This window comes from Thermostichus sp. OS-CIW-29 (genome assembly GCF_054058195.1).
In genome coordinates, this window is the sequence record NZ_JBSSAB010000014.1 from 1 (window position 1) to 17,287 (window position 17,287).

Here is a 17,287-nt window from a genome sequence, read left to right on the forward strand (position 1 = left end):
TTTCTCGTTTTGACAAATTGGCCAGGAACTTCTTGAGTTTTCTCTATCTCGTCAGTGCTCTCTTTTGGCTCAAATGAAAGATCAACACAACCTAGAAGACTTGAGCAGCCACCAATTTTCCAACAGCTCTCTACCTGTTCGCCTTTCTAATCACACAGTCTAATCACACAGTTGCAGACGGGATTGCGGCTGCCGCATGGCCGGGTCGATCTCGTAGGTCAGCTCAAAGTTGATCACCCGCCAGCGCTGAGGGGATCCACCCCTATCCTCTGGGATTTGGGAGCTGAAGCTGACGGGCAAGCCATAGAGGCGAGGTGGGCCGGGGCGACGGTGGGATCCCTGCTCCAGATAAGGGGTGAGCAGCTGGCGGTAGCGCTCGGCCACGATCACCTGAGTGGCTCGCATTCCTTGCATGCGCAGCCGATCCAATTCTTCATGAATCTCAAAACGGATCCCATCGGCGTGGGTGTGCTGACGAAACCAGCGACCTTCCCAAAAGCGCCAGCGCCGTCCGGATTGCAGGTGTACCAGCTCCTCTTGTTCGGCATCCGCCTCAAATGCACCATGGCGAGGGCAGAGGTAGGTATCGGTCAGGGTGAGGGCCGCAATCGTTTGCCGACAGTGGGGGCACTGAATGCTGGGGCCGAAGATCGGGTAGGAAAAGGCAACAGTCATAGGAAACCCCACAAAACGCGGCTGGATATCTGGGCAAATCCGCAGTTGTCCACATTATAGATGTTGCCTTTTGGGGATCCCCATGACAAAACCGGAGGAGATCTTCTAAATTAGGAGGTAGGGGGGATGCGCTCGAAGTCTGTACTGATTCTGGGCGAGCCTCAAGGAGCTCCGCGATAGCAACGGGGAGTGGGTGGTACCCACTTCTTTGCTTTTTGAGGGGGCTTACTGTCCCCTTTGCCGGCTCCGGCTCAAAGGGGTTTGGATCTGGCGGCAACACCCGGTTGGTGACAAGTTGGTTATGGTTCACCCTCTTATTCCACAGTTGGAGAGCTTGGCCCGTCCCTTGGCCGCTCAACTGGGATACCAGTTGGTGCAGATGGTTTTCCACACCAACCAGCATCCGCCAGTTCTGCGGGTGGATATTCGTCCACTGGATCCCGACCGAGAAACCAGCCATGCCGATTGCGAAGCCATGAGCCAAGCCTTGGAAGTCGAGCTGGATCGGGTGGATCTGATCCCAGGCCAGTATGTGTTGGAGGTGTCCAGCCCTGGCATCAGCAACCTTCTCACCAGCGATCGCGACTTTGTGGTTTTCAAAGGGTTTGCGGTGGAGGTGACCTTGGATCCACCCTACAAGGGCAAAGCCGTTTGGTCAGGACACCTGCTGGGTCGGGATGAGGAGAGGGTTGCCTTATCCCTCAAGGGGCGGCGAGTTCAGTTGCCCCGCGCTTCGGTGCAGCGGGTTGCCCTCTCATCGGAAACTGACTAGGAGACCGGAGATAGAGAGAGCGTTTGACCGCAGGTGGTGCGGCCCTCCCTTCGCATCAGAGATGCGGGTTCAGTTCCCGCTGTGGAGCAATAGCAACAGCAAGTTTCACGAAGTTTGTGCAGGAGGACAGTGGTTATGGCGATGGTGCCTCTGCCGGGTTTGGCGGAAATGGTGGAGATGATCTCGCGGGAGCGCAACTTGCCCCGCCATGTGGTCACCGATGCCCTGCGAGAGGCGCTGCTCAAGGGCTACGAACGCTACCGCAAAACCATCCAGCGAGATGTGGTCTTTGCAGAAGACCACTTCCGCAATTTCGATGTGGAGTTGGATGTGGAGGCAGGAGGCTTTCGCGTTTTGGCCACCAAAGCCATCGTTGAGCAGGTACAGGATCCGGATCACGAGATCTCTCTGTACGACGTGCAGCAGGATTACCCAGAAGCCGAAGTAGGCTGGGAAGTCACAGATGATGTCACCCCACAACAGGCGGAATTTGGCCGCATGGCGGCCATCCAAACCAAGCAGGTGCTGGCGCAAAAGTTACGGGATCAGCAGCGCCGTCTGATTCAGGAAGAGTTCCGCGATCTGGAAAAAACCGTACTGCAGGCACGGGTGCTGCGCACCGAGCGGCAGACGGTGATCATGTCGGTATCCAGCGGTTTCGGACAACCTGAGGTGGAAGCAGAACTGCCCAAGAAGGAACAGCTGGCCAGCGATCGCTACACTCCCAACGCGGTGATGAAGGTCTATCTCAAGAAAGTCTATGAGGGATCCCGGCGGGGGCCACAGCTTTTGGTTTCCCGGGCCGATGCTGGCTTGGTGGTGAACCTGTTTGCCAACGAGGTGCCAGAAATTGAAGAGGATATCGTGCGGATTGTGGCAGTGGCGCGGGAGGCCAACCCCCCTTCCCGAAATGTGGGGCCACGTACCAAGATTGCGGTCGATACGGTGGAGCGGGACGTGGATCCAGTGGGGGCCTGTATTGGCGCGAGGGGATCCCGGATTCAGGCGGTGGTAGCAGAGCTGCGCAACGAGAAAATCGATGTCATCCGCTGGTCGCCGGATCCTGCCACCTACATTGCCAACGCCCTCAGCCCGGCCAAGGTGGTGGAGGTGCGGCTAGTGGATCCGGAAATCCAGCAGGCCCATGTGTTGGTCAACAGCGACCAGCTCAGTTTGGCCATTGGCAAAGAGGGGCAAAATGTGCGCCTAGCAGCCCGCCTCACCGGTTGGAAAATTGACATCAAGGAAGTGGAGAGCTACCGCGCAGCGCTGGAGGAAGCCCAAGCCCAAGGGCTGCCCTATCCCTTCATCACTCCGGCGGCACTGGAGCGCTTCCGGCGGCGGGCAGAGCGGGCTGCTTTGGGCCTAGAGGATGAGGAATACGAAGAAAAGCGCCGCCTGGAGGAAGAGGAGCTGGCGGGGGACGATAGGCTGGAAGAAGACTGGGCTGACGAAGAGGAGGACTTCGACTACGACGCCGAGTTCGACATTGCCCAGCCGAAGGGGTAATGATATACGCTCTACCCTCACTTTGCCCGTACACTTTGCTCGTAGAGGGCGGCTTCTGCCGGAAGTCTGGGCTTTGGAATGAGTTTTGCTGCAGGGGATCGCGGTTGCACCGAGACCGCAATGGCGCATGTGGGGTTTTCCTGCCTGCTTGGGCAGAACTGCCCTGTTCCGGCAATCTGCATTGGTGAAAGATGCTAGCTTTTGTTAGCATGCAGGAGCCAAAAAAGTTCGGCAGGCAAATCAAAACTCTTCCGAGCCAGAACCCAAACCTCAATCCAACACAGCGGGATCCCTTGGCTAGTTCAGAGTTTGCCCTGGAGCAGTTGCTCTTCGCCCCGGCTACGCCCGACCCCGACGCGGTGCGGGTGATCTATGCCTTTCCCAACACCTACGCAGTGGGGATCACCAGCCTGGGCTATCAAGTCATCTGGAGTCTGCTGGCCAGCCGCCGAGATGTGGCCGTCTCCCGCCTCTTTACGGATCTGGCTGAACCCCTGCCCCGGGAGCCGGAGCTGTTCGGCTTTTCCCTATCCTGGGAGCTGGATTATGTCCATATCCTGGCTCTGCTGGAACGGCACGGGATCCCTCCCAGATCTGAGGAGCGGGAAGAAGCCCACCCCTTGGTCTTTGGCGGCGGCCCGGTACTGACGGCCAACCCCGAGCCTTTTGCCGAGTTTTTTGACCTGATCTTGTTGGGGGATGGGGAAGGTCTTCTGGAGAAGATGATCGAGGTCTATCGGGAGGTGCGCCAGGGATCCCGGGCTGAGAAATTGCAGGCGCTAGCGCAGGTGCCAGGGATCTATGTGCCCGGCTTGTATGAACCCCAATACCGGGAGCCCGACGGCCCAGTGGAGAAGGTGCTCCCCAAAGTGGCCGGGATCCCTAGCTCCATCCGCAAACACACCTTCCGCGGCAACACCCTCTCGGTTTCTACGGTGGTTACCCCCAAAGCGGCTTGGGAGAGCATCTACATGGTGGAGGTGGTGCGCAGCTGCCCGGAGATGTGTCGGTTTTGCCTGGCCAGCTATCTCACCCTGCCTTTCCGGGTGGCGGATGTGGAGGGGCATTTGATCCCGGCGGTAGAGCGGGGGCTGCAGGTCACTCAGCGGATTGGGTTGCTGGGGGCTTCTGTAACCCAGCACCCCCAATTTGAGCAGTTGCTGGAGCACTTGGCCCAGGATCGCTTCGAGCAGGTGCGTCTCAGTTTGGCCTCGGTGCGCACCGCTACCGTAACCCCACGTCTGGCGCAGGTACTCTCCCGCCGGGGCAGCCAGTCCATTACGGTGGCCATCGAAAGTGGCTCAGAACAACTGCGCCAGATCATCAACAAGAAGTTAAGCAACCCGGAAATCTTGGCAGCAGCAGCCCACGCCCAGGCTGGAGGTCTGAAGGGCATTAAGTTCTACGGCATGGTAGGGATCCCGGCGGAAACCCAGGCGGATTTGGAGGCCACAGTGGATCTTTTCCAAGAGCTCAAAAAAGCGGCTCCCGGCCTGCGCCTAACGCTGGGTTGCAGCACCTTTGTGCCCAAAGCCCACACCCCTTTTCAGTGGCACGGGGTGGATCCCAAAGCCGAGAAAAAACTGCAGTTTTTCCAGAAACACCTGCGTCCCTTGGGGGTGGAGTTGCGCCCGGAAAGCTATAGCTGGTCGGTGATCCAAGCCCTCATCTCGCGAGGGGATCGGCGGGTGGGAAAGGTCTTGCAGTTGGCGCGGGACTTTGGCGAATCTTTGGGGAGCTACCGGCGCGCTTTCAAAGCGCTTAAAGGGCAACTGCCGCCTCTGGATTACTACGTGCACAGCCACTGGGATCCAGGGGATCCCTTGCCTTGGCAACACATCGAAGGGCCCCTCACCCCAGAGCGACTGTTGCAACATCGCCAGGAAGCTCTTTCTGTTCGCATCCCTTAGAGATGTCTATTGGGGTTGTTTGCAGGCCGCAATGCTGCTGGCAATGACCGCCTCGGTTTCGGCCAAACCTTTCCAGCCCAAGATCTGGGTTTCTTTCTTTTCCAAGCGCTTGTAGGTGGCGAAAAACTCCGCGATCTCATCCAGGCGGTGCTGGGCGATGTCTTCTAGCTTGGTCACTGCAGCATAGCGGGGATCCTTGGCAGGCACACACAGCAGCTTCTCATCCGGATCCCCGCCATCGATCATCTGCAACATGCCCAAGGGTCGCACCGTGACCACACACCCTGGGAAAGTGGGCTGATCCATGATCACCAAGCCATCCAAGGGATCCCCATCCCCGGCCAGCGTATTGGGCACAAAGCCGTAGTCGTAAGGGTACTGCACCGAGGAGTAGAGCACCCGATCCAGCGCCATCGCTCCCATGTCTTTGTCGAACTCATACTTGTTTTTGCTGCCGCCGGGAATCTCAATCAAGATGTTGAGCAGGCCGGGCTTGGGTTGGGCAGGGATCCGCGACAGGTCGATCACAGCAAGCACCCTCGGATTGGGAATAGACAGCCAGAGGGTATTCTGACATACTCCTTGCCCCAAAGGACAGAGACTCTTGACACTTGCCGGGAACAGGCGGGACGAAACCCTTAGCCGCCTTCACATTGCTTCACATTATTTTCTCCACGTCTGGCTTAGCGTCGCATCTTCCTCGACGAGATGGGAGACTGGGTTTTCTCTCCCCCTTTCCCTCAGCAGGCCCAGAGCCGCCTGGAAGGATAGGGTTCCGGATCCGGCTTCCTTGATTGGCTCAGACATACTCCCCGGGCAAGATTCGAACTTGCGACCAATCGGTTAACAGCCGACCGCTCTACCGCTGAGCTACCGAGGATCAAGCGTTTCTCATCATAGGGGAAAAAAGGACTGCTAGGCAACTGCCGATGAGGGGTTCTGGTTTGGCCTTGGGATCCCTGCTCAGTGGAGCGGGCTTGATTTTGCTCAATTGCTCGCCTTTCTCAGGTCTATCTGACGGATCCAGGGGACAAACCCTGAAAACGCCCTCGTCAACCGAACGGAAGCCATTACAATGGTTACGGACATTTGCCAGCGCCCCTCATGGACTTCGGAGTCGGATTTCTCTCCAACAACGTCATGCTGCCGATCCTGGATTTTTTCTATGGGATCGTGCCCAGCTATGGACTGGCCATTATCTTCCTGACGTTGGTGATCCGCTTTGCCCTCTACCCGCTCAATGTGGGATCCATCCGCAACATGCGGCGCATGAAGGTGATCAGCCCGGTGATGCAGCGGCGGATGCGAGAACTCCAGGAGAAATACCGAGACGACCCGCAGAAGCTTCGGGAAGCCCAGGCCAAGCTTTACAGCGAGCTGGGGGCCAATCCCTTGGGGGGCTGCCTGCCACTGCTCATTCAAATGCCAGTGCTGTTTGCCCTGTTTGCCACCCTGCGGGGCTCCCCCTTTGCAGCGGTGACCTACGATGTCAACTTGCAGATCCTGCCGGCGGAAATGGCGGCTGAGGTGGTGCCCGCCCCCTACGTCAGCCCCAGCAAGAACATTTTTGTCACCGACTCTCTCCACAAGCCGGTGGTGCTGGTGGAACCCAAAGGCACCAAGGTTGCCGTTGGGGAGGAGGTGCAATTTCTGCTTCAAGGGCCGGGGGGCAAGCCTTTTGAGCAGTTGGTGGCCGAAGCGGGTGGGGATCCCAATCTGTTACAGCCCACCTGGAAGATCACCAAAGGAGAAGATCGTGCCCAGATAAAGCCGGATGGCACCTTGCTGGCTCTGCAGCCGGGGGATGTGACCGTGCAGGTGTCTATTCCCGGTTTGGCCTCTGAGACTGGCTTTCTGTTCATCGACAAGTTGGGCCGTGTGGGAGCCTTCGACGAGGATGGCACCATCCACTGGGATATCATCGCCATGATCGTCATCTTTGGGGTGTCCATTTACCTGAACCAGTACCTAACCAATGCCGGACAGGATACCGGCAAAGAGGATCCCAGCCAAAGTTCCATGGCTCGCATCACCCCTGTGCTGTTCTCGGCGATGTTCCTGTTCTTCCCTCTGCCGGCAGGGGTTTTGCTCTACATCCTTGTCTCTAATATCTTCCAAACGGTGCAGACTTTCCTGCTCTCGCGGGAGCCGTTGCCGGAGAACTTACAGCAGTTGGTGGAAGAGGAGCGTCGTCGGGCTGCCCAGGCGATCACGGTGGAGGCCAAGGAAGTGGAAAAATCGACCAAGCCCAGAGCAGCCAAGGAGGGACGGGAATCCTTGCCCTTTGAGCCCTAGGGGATCCTCGCTGTTGGGGTGGACTTGTGGTGGAGTGTTGATACCTGATACATTTACGCTGAACACTGCTGAACATCACTGTTCAACTATGCAGCGATAGCATTCTGTTTGTTTCCAAACAGAATGGCGGTATCCCGCAAAGCTTTGAGTAGAATACCCAAAGCGCAGTTTCCGTGTCGTCTTACTACCAATTTTCTGCTTTGCTTTGGCTACCATGTTGGCAGACTCGAAAGTAAACAGAAAGATCAACTGGTAGTAATCCGTACTGAACATATTATACATTATTTTCAGTATAGTTGAGCTTATTATTGACTAGAGTCATGCTCTTCAAAGTTGGAAGCTGCCCAGGATGAGCCGTCCTAAGTCTTCTACGGGATCTGCTGCTAAGAAATCTGAGGGAACCGTTGCCCCTTCGCCAAACAAGTCCACCTTTGCGGCCAATCAAGAGCGAGCCAGGCAGTGGTTACAGCAGGTGCTGGCGGCTATGGGGATCCCAGCGGCGGTGCGGGTGGTGGGGGAGGTGCTGGAAATCGAGGCGTCTTCTTTGACCCCAGCTCAGAAGCAACTGCTGTTGGCGAAAGCCCCCCCCTTGCCCTCTCCATCTTCCAGAGATTCCCCTCAAGAGGAGGATCGCTCCCCTGTGGTGCTGGATGCGTTGCAGTACCTGGCCAACACCCTTCTCAACCTGAACCAGCCGGAAGACCAGCAGCAGCCCTACATTTTGGATTTGGACGGCTATCGGCAGCGGCGTTTGCAGGAGCTGAAGGTTTTGGTTGCCGCTGCTGTGGAAAAGGTGAGGGCCACTGGCCGGGAATACGAGTTTCCCGATCTCTCGGCTGCCGAGCGTCGGCAAATTCATACTCTCTTGAATGACCCTGCCTATGCCGATCTGGAAACTTTCAGCCGTGGCAAAGAGCCTGACCGGCGCTTGGTTATCCGTCGGGCAGCTTCCCCATCTTGAGAGTGGGCAGAGGGCTGGGAACAAGTTGGCCCTCTTGCTACGGTGACGACAGGGATCCCGGCTATCCAAAACGTGCGAAAGGGGGCGCAATGTTAAGGCCAATTCGTCTATCCGATCTGCGGCAGATGCCGGATCAAACCCAAGAATTGCAGTTTAGGCAGTTTTTTTCGGGCTTTGAGAGTTTGACCCCTGTGGAGGGATCCCTGGAAGTCAGCCATCGGGGCCATTTTCTCGAAGTGAGTGCTGAAGCTCGTACCATTGTCACCCTCACCTGCCACCGCTGCCTCCAGCAGTTCAACCACCGGCTGCACCTGGAAGTTCAGGAGATCATTTTGATTCGGGATCCCGAACCTCTCCCCTTGGAGCTGGAATTGCAAGACGAAGAAGATCTGCTGGAGAGCCTGCCCCCCAATGGTGAGCTGGATGTCGAAGACTGGATGTACCAGCACCTGCATTTGGAGATGCCCCGCCAGTTGCCCTGCCGTCCCGATTGTCCGGGCATTGCGGTGGAAGCTACAGCACCAACGGCGGATCCCCGCTGGGCAGCCCTAGCTTCTCTCCTGGAAGACTCTCCCTAGCTTTTTTGATGTTGCGCCCACAAGTTCTCTGGCGTTTTGCTCGACCCCACACCGTCTACGGCACCAGCGCCAGCGTGGTGGGCCTCTACCTGTTGGCGGGGTTTGTGGCTGCCGGATCCCTGCAACCGGTTCTCTCGGCGCTGCCCCAGTTGGTCTGGGCTTGGGCGGCTTGTCTGGCGGCCAATGTCTACATCGTCGGCTTGAATCAACTGACGGATGTTGAAATCGACCGCATCAACAAGCCCCATTTGCCCTTAGCTGCTGGATCCCTGGGTTGGCGACAGGGAGTGGGGATCGTCGTGGGTTGTGGAGCGGCGTCCGTCCTACTGGCCATGGCTGGGATCCCTTATCTGCTGCTGACGGTGCTTTTGAGCAATGGGATCGGCACGGCCTATTCGCTGCCCCCCTTGCGGTTGAAGCGTTTTCCGCTGGCGGCCTCGGCTTGCATCTACAGCGTGCGGGGTTTGATCGTCAATTTGGGCCTTTACAGCCATTTTCAGCAGGTGATGCAGGGAAGGGTCGAGCTTTCGGCTGCGATTGTTTGGCTGACGGGGTTTATGTCGATTTTTGGGCTGGTGATCGCCCTTTTCAAAGATATTCCCGACATGGAGGGGGATCGCCAGTTTGCCATTGCCACCTTCTCGCTGCGCTTTGGGCCAGAGCGGATCTCAAGGTTTTGTATCGGCATTTTGGCCTTGTGCTATCTGGGATTTATCGGGGTGGGAATCTCCTTTCTCCTTGCGGGCAACGGCCTCTGGCTGTTGGTGAGCCATGTGTTGGGGCTGGGGATCCTCTTGGGCTATGGTGTTCATCTGGATCTCAACCGCCGAGATGCGATCGTTGGCTATTATCAACTGATCTGGAAGTTGTTTTACTTGGAGTATTTGCTTTATCCCTGGGCCTTTTTCTCTTTTTTCTAGAGCATTTCTTGAAGCTGCAGTCGCTTCAAATTAGGGTGGACACCTGAGCTACTGATCGCGCCAGCGGGACGGAGTCCTTGAAAAGACTTCTGGCCCTATGCATTATTGCTCTACAACACTGACGCGACCAACGTTTCGGGTGTGGGCACAGTATCCTAGTTTGAACCAAAATGAGCATAACGATCTCCCAAAACTCAGGCAAGAAAAACCTAGAGATACCGCGTCATTTGCACTCGAAAGCGGCCTTTTTTCGTTTCGGCTACCTCTTCAATTTGCAGCCGACCCCGACCTCGAATGGCAATCCAATCCTGAGGGCCAACGGTGTAGCTGGCTTGGGTAATGGGCTTCCAATTGACCCGCACTTCCCCCCGTTGGATTTCTTCCACCATCTTGCTGCGGGAGATGCCAAACCCGGCTGAGGCTACCGCATCCAAGCGCAAAGAGGCTTCTATGCTGGTGATGGATTTGACGCGGGGGGGCTGAATGTTCAACTGGCTCAGGGGGATCCGGCTCACTTTGACAGGCACTGTGCGCACCTGCGTCAGGTTTAGGGCGAGGTAGTCCACCATTTCGGGCACAACGATGGCCTGGGCGCCTGAGTCTCCCAACACAAGGATGTCTCCCACTTTCTCGCGGGCGATGCCGGCTCCCAAAAGGGCTCCCAGAAAATCGCGGTGGGTAGCCGGGTCGAAGAGAAAGTTGCCTTGAATCTGAATGGCGGCCAATGGGATCCCTTCTGGGTCGGGCTTGGGATCCCGGACATCCAGACCCACCTCAGAGCGGGCCAGGGCTATGCGTTGGCGTTCTGCTTGGGGGTACCCTCCCCAGGCCCCCACTTGTAGTTCGGTCAAGTTGCACAGCCGAGCTTGCACCTCTGCTATTTCCGGTGGCGAGAGGAAGTCGCTCCAGACCACTTGCCAGGTTTTGAGAGCTTGCTCTCCCAAATCCAAGACCCGTGCCAAGGTTTCTCGATGCTCTGCCCCTCGCAACAAATCGGCTCTGGGTAGCATTTGGGGTGCTTCGACCTCTGTGGTTCAGTCCCGTTTTTCCCATGCTAAGCTAGATAGCCGGAATCGCGGCGGGCGTAGCCAAGCGGTTAAGGCAGAGGATTGTGGATCCTCCATTCGTGGGTTCGAGTCCCATCGTCCGCCCTTGAGGGAAATCGCGAAAATCCAGTCAGGGCAAGGGCTGCAGAGGCCAGTCCATCTATCTAGACCCTGACAAACGAAAACAGACAACACCCTATCTGGACGCAAAAATCGTGAAGGTATTCGTCAAGGTGATCTGGAGCACCTGCCTCTCCCTCTCAAAACAAGCTCTGCTGTGGTCTTTCAGGTTAGGGTGAGCTTCTGGCCCCCTGCATTATTGCTCCGCAACGCCGACGCGAGCAACGTTTTGGGTGTGGGCACAGTATCCTAGTTTGAATCGAAATGACCATGACGCTCTGCTTGCGGATGGACTCACCAGGACTTTGTCCCGCTATCGCGAACACAGCTCAAGATTAGGGTTCCCACTTCGTCAATGACCCCCGTCCAATCGGCTTCGATCACCGCCGTTGCCTCCGGCATCTCGACAATTGCCGGCCCGCGCAGTTGAAACCCCACATCCATGCGCTGCCGATCGTAGACCGGCACCAGGCGCATCCTGCCCCCAAACCATGCCTCTCGCCGACCCTTGAGGGGATCCCCTGGCAAAGGGTGGGGTGCAGTCAAAGGCACGGTGGGTAGGGCCTGCACCGCCTGTAGACGCAACTGAATCACCTCCACCGGCTGGGCCAAATCCTGCCATCCATAGCGTTGTCGGTGGGCCTGGTGAAACTGTTGCTCCAGATGAGGAATCGGATCTGACAACTGCACTGGGATCCCCAACTCAAAAGACTGGCCGCGATAGCGCAAGTCCAAGCTGAAGTGCAACGCCGGCTCCTGCAGATCGGCTTGGGCCTGGCGGATCAGGGGTTCTGCCCATTGGGCCAGCAGGGATCCCCCTGAAGCGGACGTGAGCTGCCGCAGAGGTTGGAGGATGGCCCGCCGATAGTCTCGCCGCAGATCTGCCAAAGCCATTCCCAGCGCCGAGAGCACCCCACAGGCAGCCGGGATCAAGATCGTGCGGATGCCCAGCTCTTCTGCCAAAGCACAGGCATGCATGGGCCCGGCTCCGCCGAAGGCCAACAGGGCAAAATCGGCGGGATCCAAACCCCGCTCCACGCTGATCACCCGCAAGGCCCGCGACATGGCGACGTTGGCCAAGGTGCGAATGCCAACGGCAGTTTCCTGCAAGCTCAAACCCAAGGGATCCGCCAGCGTGGCAATAGCCTGTTCCGCTAGCCCCCGCCGTAGCTGCACCGAGTCGCCCAGCCGACCGCCATCCGGCAGGTACCCCAGCCAGAGGTTGGCATCGGTAACCGTCGGAGCTGTTCCCCCCCGACCGTAGCAGGCCGGCCCGGGGTTGGATCCGGCACTCTCTGGCCCCACCTGAAGCCCACCGCCGGGCAGCAAATGGGCCAGGGATCCGCCGCCGGCACTGACGGTGTGGATATCAATTTGGGGCTGTTGCACGGGCAAGCCACACACCACCGCTGCAGGAGTAACCTGGGGGATCCCATCTTGGATCAAGGCCACATCTGTGCTGGTTCCCCCCATATCGAAGCTGAGCAAGTGGGGGTAGCCACTCAGCCGACCCAGATAGGCCGCCCCGTAAACTCCGCCTGCCGGCCCTGAGAGCAAAGCCACCGAAGCATGGGCCGCCGCCTGAGGGATGGAGGTCACCCCGCCGGAAGACTGCATGATCAACGGTTGGGGGATCCCTCGCTCCCGACATCCTTGGGCCAAGCGGTGCAGGTAGCCCGCCAATGCCGGGCTGAGGTAGGCATCGATGGCGGTGGTGCTGAAGCGCTCGTATTCTCGGAACTCCGGCGCCACCTCGCAAGACAGGGAAAGATGTAGCTCCGGGAAAGCCTGTCGCAAGGCCATTCCCAGCCGCTGTTCGTGCTCCGGGTAGAGAAAAGAAAACAAAAACCCCACCCCAATAGCGCGGATCCCATCCCGCTGCACTCGTTCCCCCACCTCCTGCACCACCCGCCGGATTTCGGCATCGGTGAGCGGCTCCAACACTCCACCCACGCTGCAGCGCTCCTTCACCTCCAGGCAGTGGTGGCGGGGCACCACCGGCTCCGGCTTGGGCTGCGTCAGGTCATACAGAGAGGGGCGGTTTTGACGGGCAATGGACAGCACATCCCGGAAGCCCGCCGTGGTCAAAAACAGGGTGGGGGATCCCTTGCGCTCCAGCAGCGCGTTGGTGGCTACCGTCATGCCATGACAGAAGAGGTCAACCCAGAGCACCCCCAGCTTGTCCAGCGCCGCAAAGACCCCCTCCTCAGGGCTGGGGGTAGACAGCACCTTCGCCGTCTGCATCTGGCCATCCTGCAAGAGCACCAGATCAGTAAAGGTGCCCCCCACATCGATCCCCAGGCGGGCCAAGCTGCGGCTTGCTTCCGTCTGATCCAGATTGGCCGGATCGAGGTTGCTACCCAACGCTGATGCGACCATGGCTTCCATCGTGCATTTCTTTTGCCTTCTTCTGGGGCCAGCCCTTGGTCGGACTATGGCTATGACGCCTGGCTTTTGTAACGGCAGAGACAGGCTGACCGGCGCCCCTTCGTGTAGCGAGTGTAGCTCAGCAACTTCTGTCTTTTTTGGAGCATGACTCTAGTCAATAATAAGCTCAACTATACTGAAAATAATGTATAATATGTTCAGTACGGATTACTACCAGTTGATCTTTCTGTTTACTTTCGAGTCTGCCAACATGGTAGCCAAAGCAAAGCAGAAAATTGGTAGTAAGACGACACGGAAACTGCGCTTTGGGTATTCTACTCAAAGCTTTGCGGGATACCGCCATTCTGTTTGGACTCCGTCCCGCTAACGCGAATGGAAACAAACAGAATGCTATCGCTGCATAGTTGAACAGTGATGTTCAGCAGTGTTCAGCGTAAATGTATCAGTTTGGAATAGTCACCACCTCTAGCTCGGAAGTCCATCGTTGCCTTTCACCAGCCCTGCCCGAACGGCATCCAAGAACTGGCGGGCAGTGCGACCGGAAAAGCCGTTTTGCTGTTGGGCCCAGATTAAGGCCTGGCGGCGCAGGGCATCCAGAGATTGGGTGAAACCCAGCCGCTGGGCCAAGTGTTCTACGGTTGCCAGGTAATCTCCCTGGGTGAAGGGGGTGAAGGTGAGGGTGAGGCCGAAGCGATCCCGCAGCGACAGCTTTTCCTGGACCGTATCCCAGGCGTGGACTTCTTGATCTTGGGGATTGGGACGATCGCCAAAAAACTCGCGGATGAGATGGCGGCGGTTGCTGGTGGCATAAAGGCGCACGTTGGGGGGCGGCGCAACGAGATCCCCCTCCAGGAGCACCTTGAGCTGCTTGAACTCGGTTTCCTCTGCCTCAAAGGAGAGATCGTCCACAAACAAGATGAAAGGCAACACCTGCGCCCGCAGCTCTGCCAAAATCTCCGGCAACTGAATCAAGTCTGTTCGCCTCAGCTCCAATAGGCGCAGCCCCTGCAGGCCGTAGCGGCGCAACAAGGCCTTCACCAGAGAAGACTTGCCGGTGCCCCGCGCCCCGTAGAGCAACACATGCAAAGCCGGATCCCCCCGCAGCAGGGCTTCGGTGTTGGCCGCCAACTGCTGTTTCTGCCGTTCGTAGCCGTAGATCTCCTCCCAGTCAGACAGATCGGGAGCAGGGATCCCTTCTAGCCCTGCTGGCCCCCAGCGAAAGGCCCAGTAGCGACCACAGAGCCCTACCCCCCTTTGGCGGTAGTGGGCAATTAAGGTCTCCAAGCTCTGGCCCCAATCGGCAAAAGAGCGGGGATCCCAGCCAGCGCTATCGGTTTCCCCATCGGGCCAGGGGATCCCCAACCCCAACGCCTGCATCTGCTCGGCAATGGTCTCCTGACTGTCCGCTAGGGTTTGCAGACAGCGCAGGTCGTGGCGGGCCGCCTGCATAAGAGGCTCTGGGATCCCTTGGGGCTGCAGCGCTGCACGGGCAAAGGGGTTATCGGCCCAGCGGATCTCCCGGATCAGCCATTGCCGCCAGCTCAGGCCCTGCCGGGCCAAAAGCTCAAACCAGCGCCCGTAGGCCCTCCAGCACGGCAGGGGATCCCCACTCATCAACTGCTGGATTAGCTCCTGCCAGGCTAGGGCTAGGGGGTGGGTGCAGATGTCCCGGAATACCAGCAGCTTGGCCGCTGCTTCTGCTGCTTCTTGGAGGGGGGTCATCGCTTGAAGCCGCTCTAACTTGGCGTTGCTTATCCGCTCCCTAGGGGAGGAGACTGGGGGTAGTTGCGTTAACAACACGGAGCGCTTGAGTTACCTGGCATTGTCCCGCCGGCCCAGTTCATAGAGGCCTCCGCCGACGCAGGCGATCAGGCCGCAGGAGACGGCCCAGCTTTTGCCCAAGGAGATCTCCGTCAGGGCTACCACCAAGCCTGCTGCCAGCAAAAAGGGAAGGGTGCTCAGCAAGGAAGCCAAAGCTCCACTGGGATCCCATAGCAATTGCTTTTCCCAGCTCTCCTGCAGCTTTTGATGCAGCGGCGAAAACCCCCACATCAGTCCCAAGCCCCACAGAGCCGTGGCGGCCCATAAAGAGGGGCGAAGCATCTCCCAGCCCACAAGTCCAACCCCAACGGGATCCACCGGTCAACTCCCAACCCTGCCTTTCTAGGCTAGCGGGATTGGGCCCAATCGGTGGCGGTAATGGTGGTGCCAGGAAATTGAATGGGGTTGCCCAAGCTCTGGATTTGGGCCTGGAGAGCCGGCAACAGCCGCAAATCCAAAAGCGGCTCCTCCACGATCTCTGCCGGGATCAGATCCCGTTCTAGGGCAAAGTGGGCCGCGTGGCCGGCGGCGGTGCCAATGGCCCATTCCACCGGATGCACCCGGTAGGAGGCACTGGCAATGCGGCTGGTGGCGATATTTTTGTTGCCGGCTAGCAGATTGTCAATGCGCTGGGGGATCAGCGCCCGCAGGGGGATCTGGTAAGGGTAGCTGGGGGCCTGCGCGTCTTTGTTGTTGCTGGGGGGCGGGGAAAAACCCGGCAGCAGGCAATCGTGAAAGTCGATGGGGTACTGGCCCACCCCCACCGAGTCGTAGAAGATGAAGGGCCGCCCGCGGTTTAGCTCCGATTCCCGTGTGGTGATGTCCGACTCGTAGATGGTAAATCCTTCTGGGTAGGAGAGGCTGGGCCGACCAATGATGCGCCGCGACTCGCGGATATAAGGGTACTTGGAGAGGCCGCTGGCAGTTCCCATGGGGGTATTGGGCCCCCGTAGGTAGGCATAGCGCAAGTAGAAGTCTTTTTGAAAGTTGGGATCCTCCTGTTGCAGGAGAAAATCCGTCCTTCCCGCCACCAGCCAGTAGAAAAAGCCCTTAGCATGCTGCTCAGCTCGCCGCAGGGCTTCCACCCGCAAGCCCCCCATCCAGCCGCCCGGCTGCAGTTGGCCTGAGGCCTGCAGTTGCTCGTGGGTGAGGATGAAATTCTTATCCGGCCCTGTGATGCGCCAGTCGTTGCCCCAAGTCCAGTTTTGCATTGACTGATCCCCCACCCGAATGGCCTCTTCCCCAAAGCCGAACACCTGCCCCCGGATGCGGCGGTAGGTGAAGATCAGCGCAAAGTTGAAGCGAGGGTGTTCGTAACTGTAGTAGGGGCCGTGCAGGGGATCGTTGTAGAACTCCGGCTTGACCGGCACCTGCGGCACGGGGAAGCGCTCCATGACAAAGGTGTAGGTGAAGCCCTGGGTACAGTAGGGATCCACATAGGGCTTGGAGCTGGGTTCCCAGCGGCTTTGGCCATCAGTTCCCAGGCGGTAGGGCACCCGCGCCAAGGGCAGCAGCTCGCCGGTTTCAGTAGCGTCGATCACCACCCAGGGCAGGGTTTTGTCTTGGCGTTCTGGCGGCGGCTCAAAGCGCAGGATCTCCTTGTCCCAGTCCTCGGTGGGTTCTAGACGATAAAAATCGAGAAAGTAGCTGGAGAGATCCCCTCGATTCTCTGGCTGGACGCTGGCGTGTTTGGGGATGTTGCGGATGGCCTGCACGCTGCGGATTTGGTAATCCGCAATCTCCAAGTCTTTGACCACCGTCTCCGTAAATAGCCGCAACTGCCCCGACTGCAGATAGGGATCCAACATCTCCCGAATCACCTGGTGGCCCACCTGCGGGGAAAAGCAGAGCACGCTCACCCAGCATTTGCCCGGATTGGGATCCCCGCCGTATTTTTCCCGTACCCGCCGGCGAAACTCGCTGTAGCCTTTGGGGAAGATGTCATTTTCTCGTTGCAGGGGTCGCTCGTCCAAAGCGGAGACTCCCTGGGCGCTCACCTGCCCCCCGATCCAATCGGTGATCTCCGTCATGCACACCTGCCGGCCCAGTTGCAGCGCGTCATAGGCCGCCGCCACCCCCCCCAGCCCACCCCCGGCAATGAAGATCTCACAGGGGATGCGGGTTTCCGGCAAGGGCTGGGCCAGAGCCGCTCCGGCGCCCAGGATCCCTGCTCCCAAGGCTACCCTGCTCCACCCCGGAAGGTTAACCTGAAGTTTCATCGAATGAGCCTCTCCCCACCCACGCTCTGGCTTGGCCTTTTGGACTTTCCGGCAACCTCTATCATGGGAGAAA

Annotated in this window: 14 protein-coding genes and 2 tRNA genes; 8 read left to right on the plus strand and 8 right to left on the minus strand. The window is 58.4% G+C overall.

Going from position 1 to position 17,287, the window contains the following annotated elements:
- Positions 1-159: 159 nt before the first annotated feature.
- Complete coding sequence (locus tag ACVWZJ_RS06705) at positions 160-675, minus strand: TIGR02652 family protein (RefSeq protein WP_011433824.1); 516 nt, start codon at positions 673-675, stop codon at positions 160-162.
- Between the two features lie 301 nt (positions 676-976).
- On the opposite strand from ACVWZJ_RS06705, the gene rimP reads away from it, so the two are divergent.
- The 3 genes from rimP (at position 977) to ACVWZJ_RS06720 (ending at position 4,866) form a co-directional block, all read left to right on the plus strand.
- Positions 977-1,447: a ribosome maturation factor RimP gene (rimP, locus tag ACVWZJ_RS06710; RefSeq protein WP_011433822.1), complete on the plus strand. Its 471-nt coding sequence runs from the start codon at positions 977-979 to the stop codon at positions 1,445-1,447.
- 135 nt (positions 1,448-1,582) lie between these two features.
- Complete coding sequence (gene nusA / locus ACVWZJ_RS06715; RefSeq protein WP_414381589.1) at positions 1,583-2,956, plus strand: transcription termination factor NusA; 1,374 nt, start codon at positions 1,583-1,585, stop codon at positions 2,954-2,956.
- A 293-nt stretch (positions 2,957-3,249) separates the two neighbouring features.
- Positions 3,250-4,866, plus strand: a complete 1,617-nt coding sequence (locus ACVWZJ_RS06720) for a B12-binding domain-containing radical SAM protein (RefSeq protein ID WP_011433820.1) — start codon at positions 3,250-3,252, stop codon at positions 4,864-4,866.
- Between the two features lie 6 nt (positions 4,867-4,872).
- On the opposite strand, the gene ACVWZJ_RS06725 is transcribed toward ACVWZJ_RS06720, so the two are convergent.
- A complete protein-coding gene (locus ACVWZJ_RS06725) occupies positions 4,873-5,391 on the minus strand; it encodes an inorganic diphosphatase (protein WP_041437514.1) in 519 nt (172 codons plus the stop codon).
- 283 nt (positions 5,392-5,674) lie between these two features.
- Positions 5,675-5,746, minus strand: a tRNA-Asn gene (locus ACVWZJ_RS06730).
- Between the two features lie 224 nt (positions 5,747-5,970).
- Between ACVWZJ_RS06730 and yidC the strand changes: the two genes are divergently transcribed.
- The 4 genes from yidC to ACVWZJ_RS06750 all read left to right on the plus strand — a co-directional run bounded on the left by yidC (position 5,971) and on the right by ACVWZJ_RS06750 (position 9,620).
- A complete protein-coding gene (gene yidC, locus ACVWZJ_RS06735) occupies positions 5,971-7,161 on the plus strand; it encodes a membrane protein insertase YidC (RefSeq protein ID WP_011433818.1) in 1,191 nt (396 codons plus the stop codon).
- A 349-nt stretch (positions 7,162-7,510) separates the two neighbouring features.
- Positions 7,511-8,122: a Jag family protein gene (locus tag ACVWZJ_RS06740; RefSeq protein WP_041436702.1), complete on the plus strand. Its 612-nt coding sequence runs from the start codon at positions 7,511-7,513 to the stop codon at positions 8,120-8,122.
- 89 nt (positions 8,123-8,211) lie between these two features.
- On the plus strand, positions 8,212-8,700 hold the full coding sequence (locus tag ACVWZJ_RS06745) for a YceD family protein (RefSeq protein WP_457395441.1): 489 nt from the start codon (positions 8,212-8,214) through the stop codon (positions 8,698-8,700).
- 8 nt (positions 8,701-8,708) lie between these two features.
- Positions 8,709-9,620 carry a homogentisate phytyltransferase gene (locus ACVWZJ_RS06750; protein WP_457395444.1) on the plus strand — a complete coding sequence of 304 codons (912 nt, stop codon included), beginning with the start codon at positions 8,709-8,711 and terminating at the stop codon, positions 9,618-9,620.
- A 209-nt stretch (positions 9,621-9,829) separates the two neighbouring features.
- Here the strand turns inward: ACVWZJ_RS06750 and ACVWZJ_RS06755 are convergent, their stop codons facing one another.
- Positions 9,830-10,630, minus strand: coding sequence for a photosystem II S4 domain protein (locus tag ACVWZJ_RS06755; RefSeq protein WP_457395447.1), 801 nt, complete (start codon positions 10,628-10,630; stop codon positions 9,830-9,832).
- 68 nt (positions 10,631-10,698) lie between these two features.
- Here ACVWZJ_RS06755 and ACVWZJ_RS06760 point away from each other — a divergent pair.
- Positions 10,699-10,771, plus strand: a tRNA-His gene (locus tag ACVWZJ_RS06760).
- 309 nt (positions 10,772-11,080) lie between these two features.
- Here the strand turns inward: ACVWZJ_RS06760 and ACVWZJ_RS06765 are convergent.
- The 4 genes from ACVWZJ_RS06765 to ACVWZJ_RS06780 all read right to left on the minus strand — a co-directional run bounded on the left by ACVWZJ_RS06765 (position 11,081) and on the right by ACVWZJ_RS06780 (position 17,214).
- The gene (locus ACVWZJ_RS06765; RefSeq protein ID WP_457395450.1) at positions 11,081-13,174 is read right to left on the minus strand and encodes a hydantoinase/oxoprolinase family protein; all 2,094 of its coding nucleotides are present in this window, start codon (positions 13,172-13,174) and stop codon (positions 11,081-11,083) included.
- Between the two features lie 465 nt (positions 13,175-13,639).
- Positions 13,640-14,896 (minus strand): ATP-binding protein, encoded by a 1,257-nt coding sequence (locus ACVWZJ_RS06770; protein ID WP_011433811.1) that lies wholly within the window; start codon positions 14,894-14,896, stop codon positions 13,640-13,642.
- Between the two features lie 90 nt (positions 14,897-14,986).
- Positions 14,987-15,277 (minus strand): hypothetical protein, encoded by a 291-nt coding sequence (locus ACVWZJ_RS06775; protein ID WP_011433810.1) that lies wholly within the window; start codon positions 15,275-15,277, stop codon positions 14,987-14,989.
- A gap of 65 nt (positions 15,278-15,342) precedes the next feature.
- Positions 15,343-17,214, minus strand: a complete 1,872-nt coding sequence (locus ACVWZJ_RS06780) for an FAD-dependent oxidoreductase (RefSeq protein WP_457395453.1) — start codon at positions 17,212-17,214, stop codon at positions 15,343-15,345.
- Positions 17,215-17,287 lie beyond the last annotated feature (73 nt).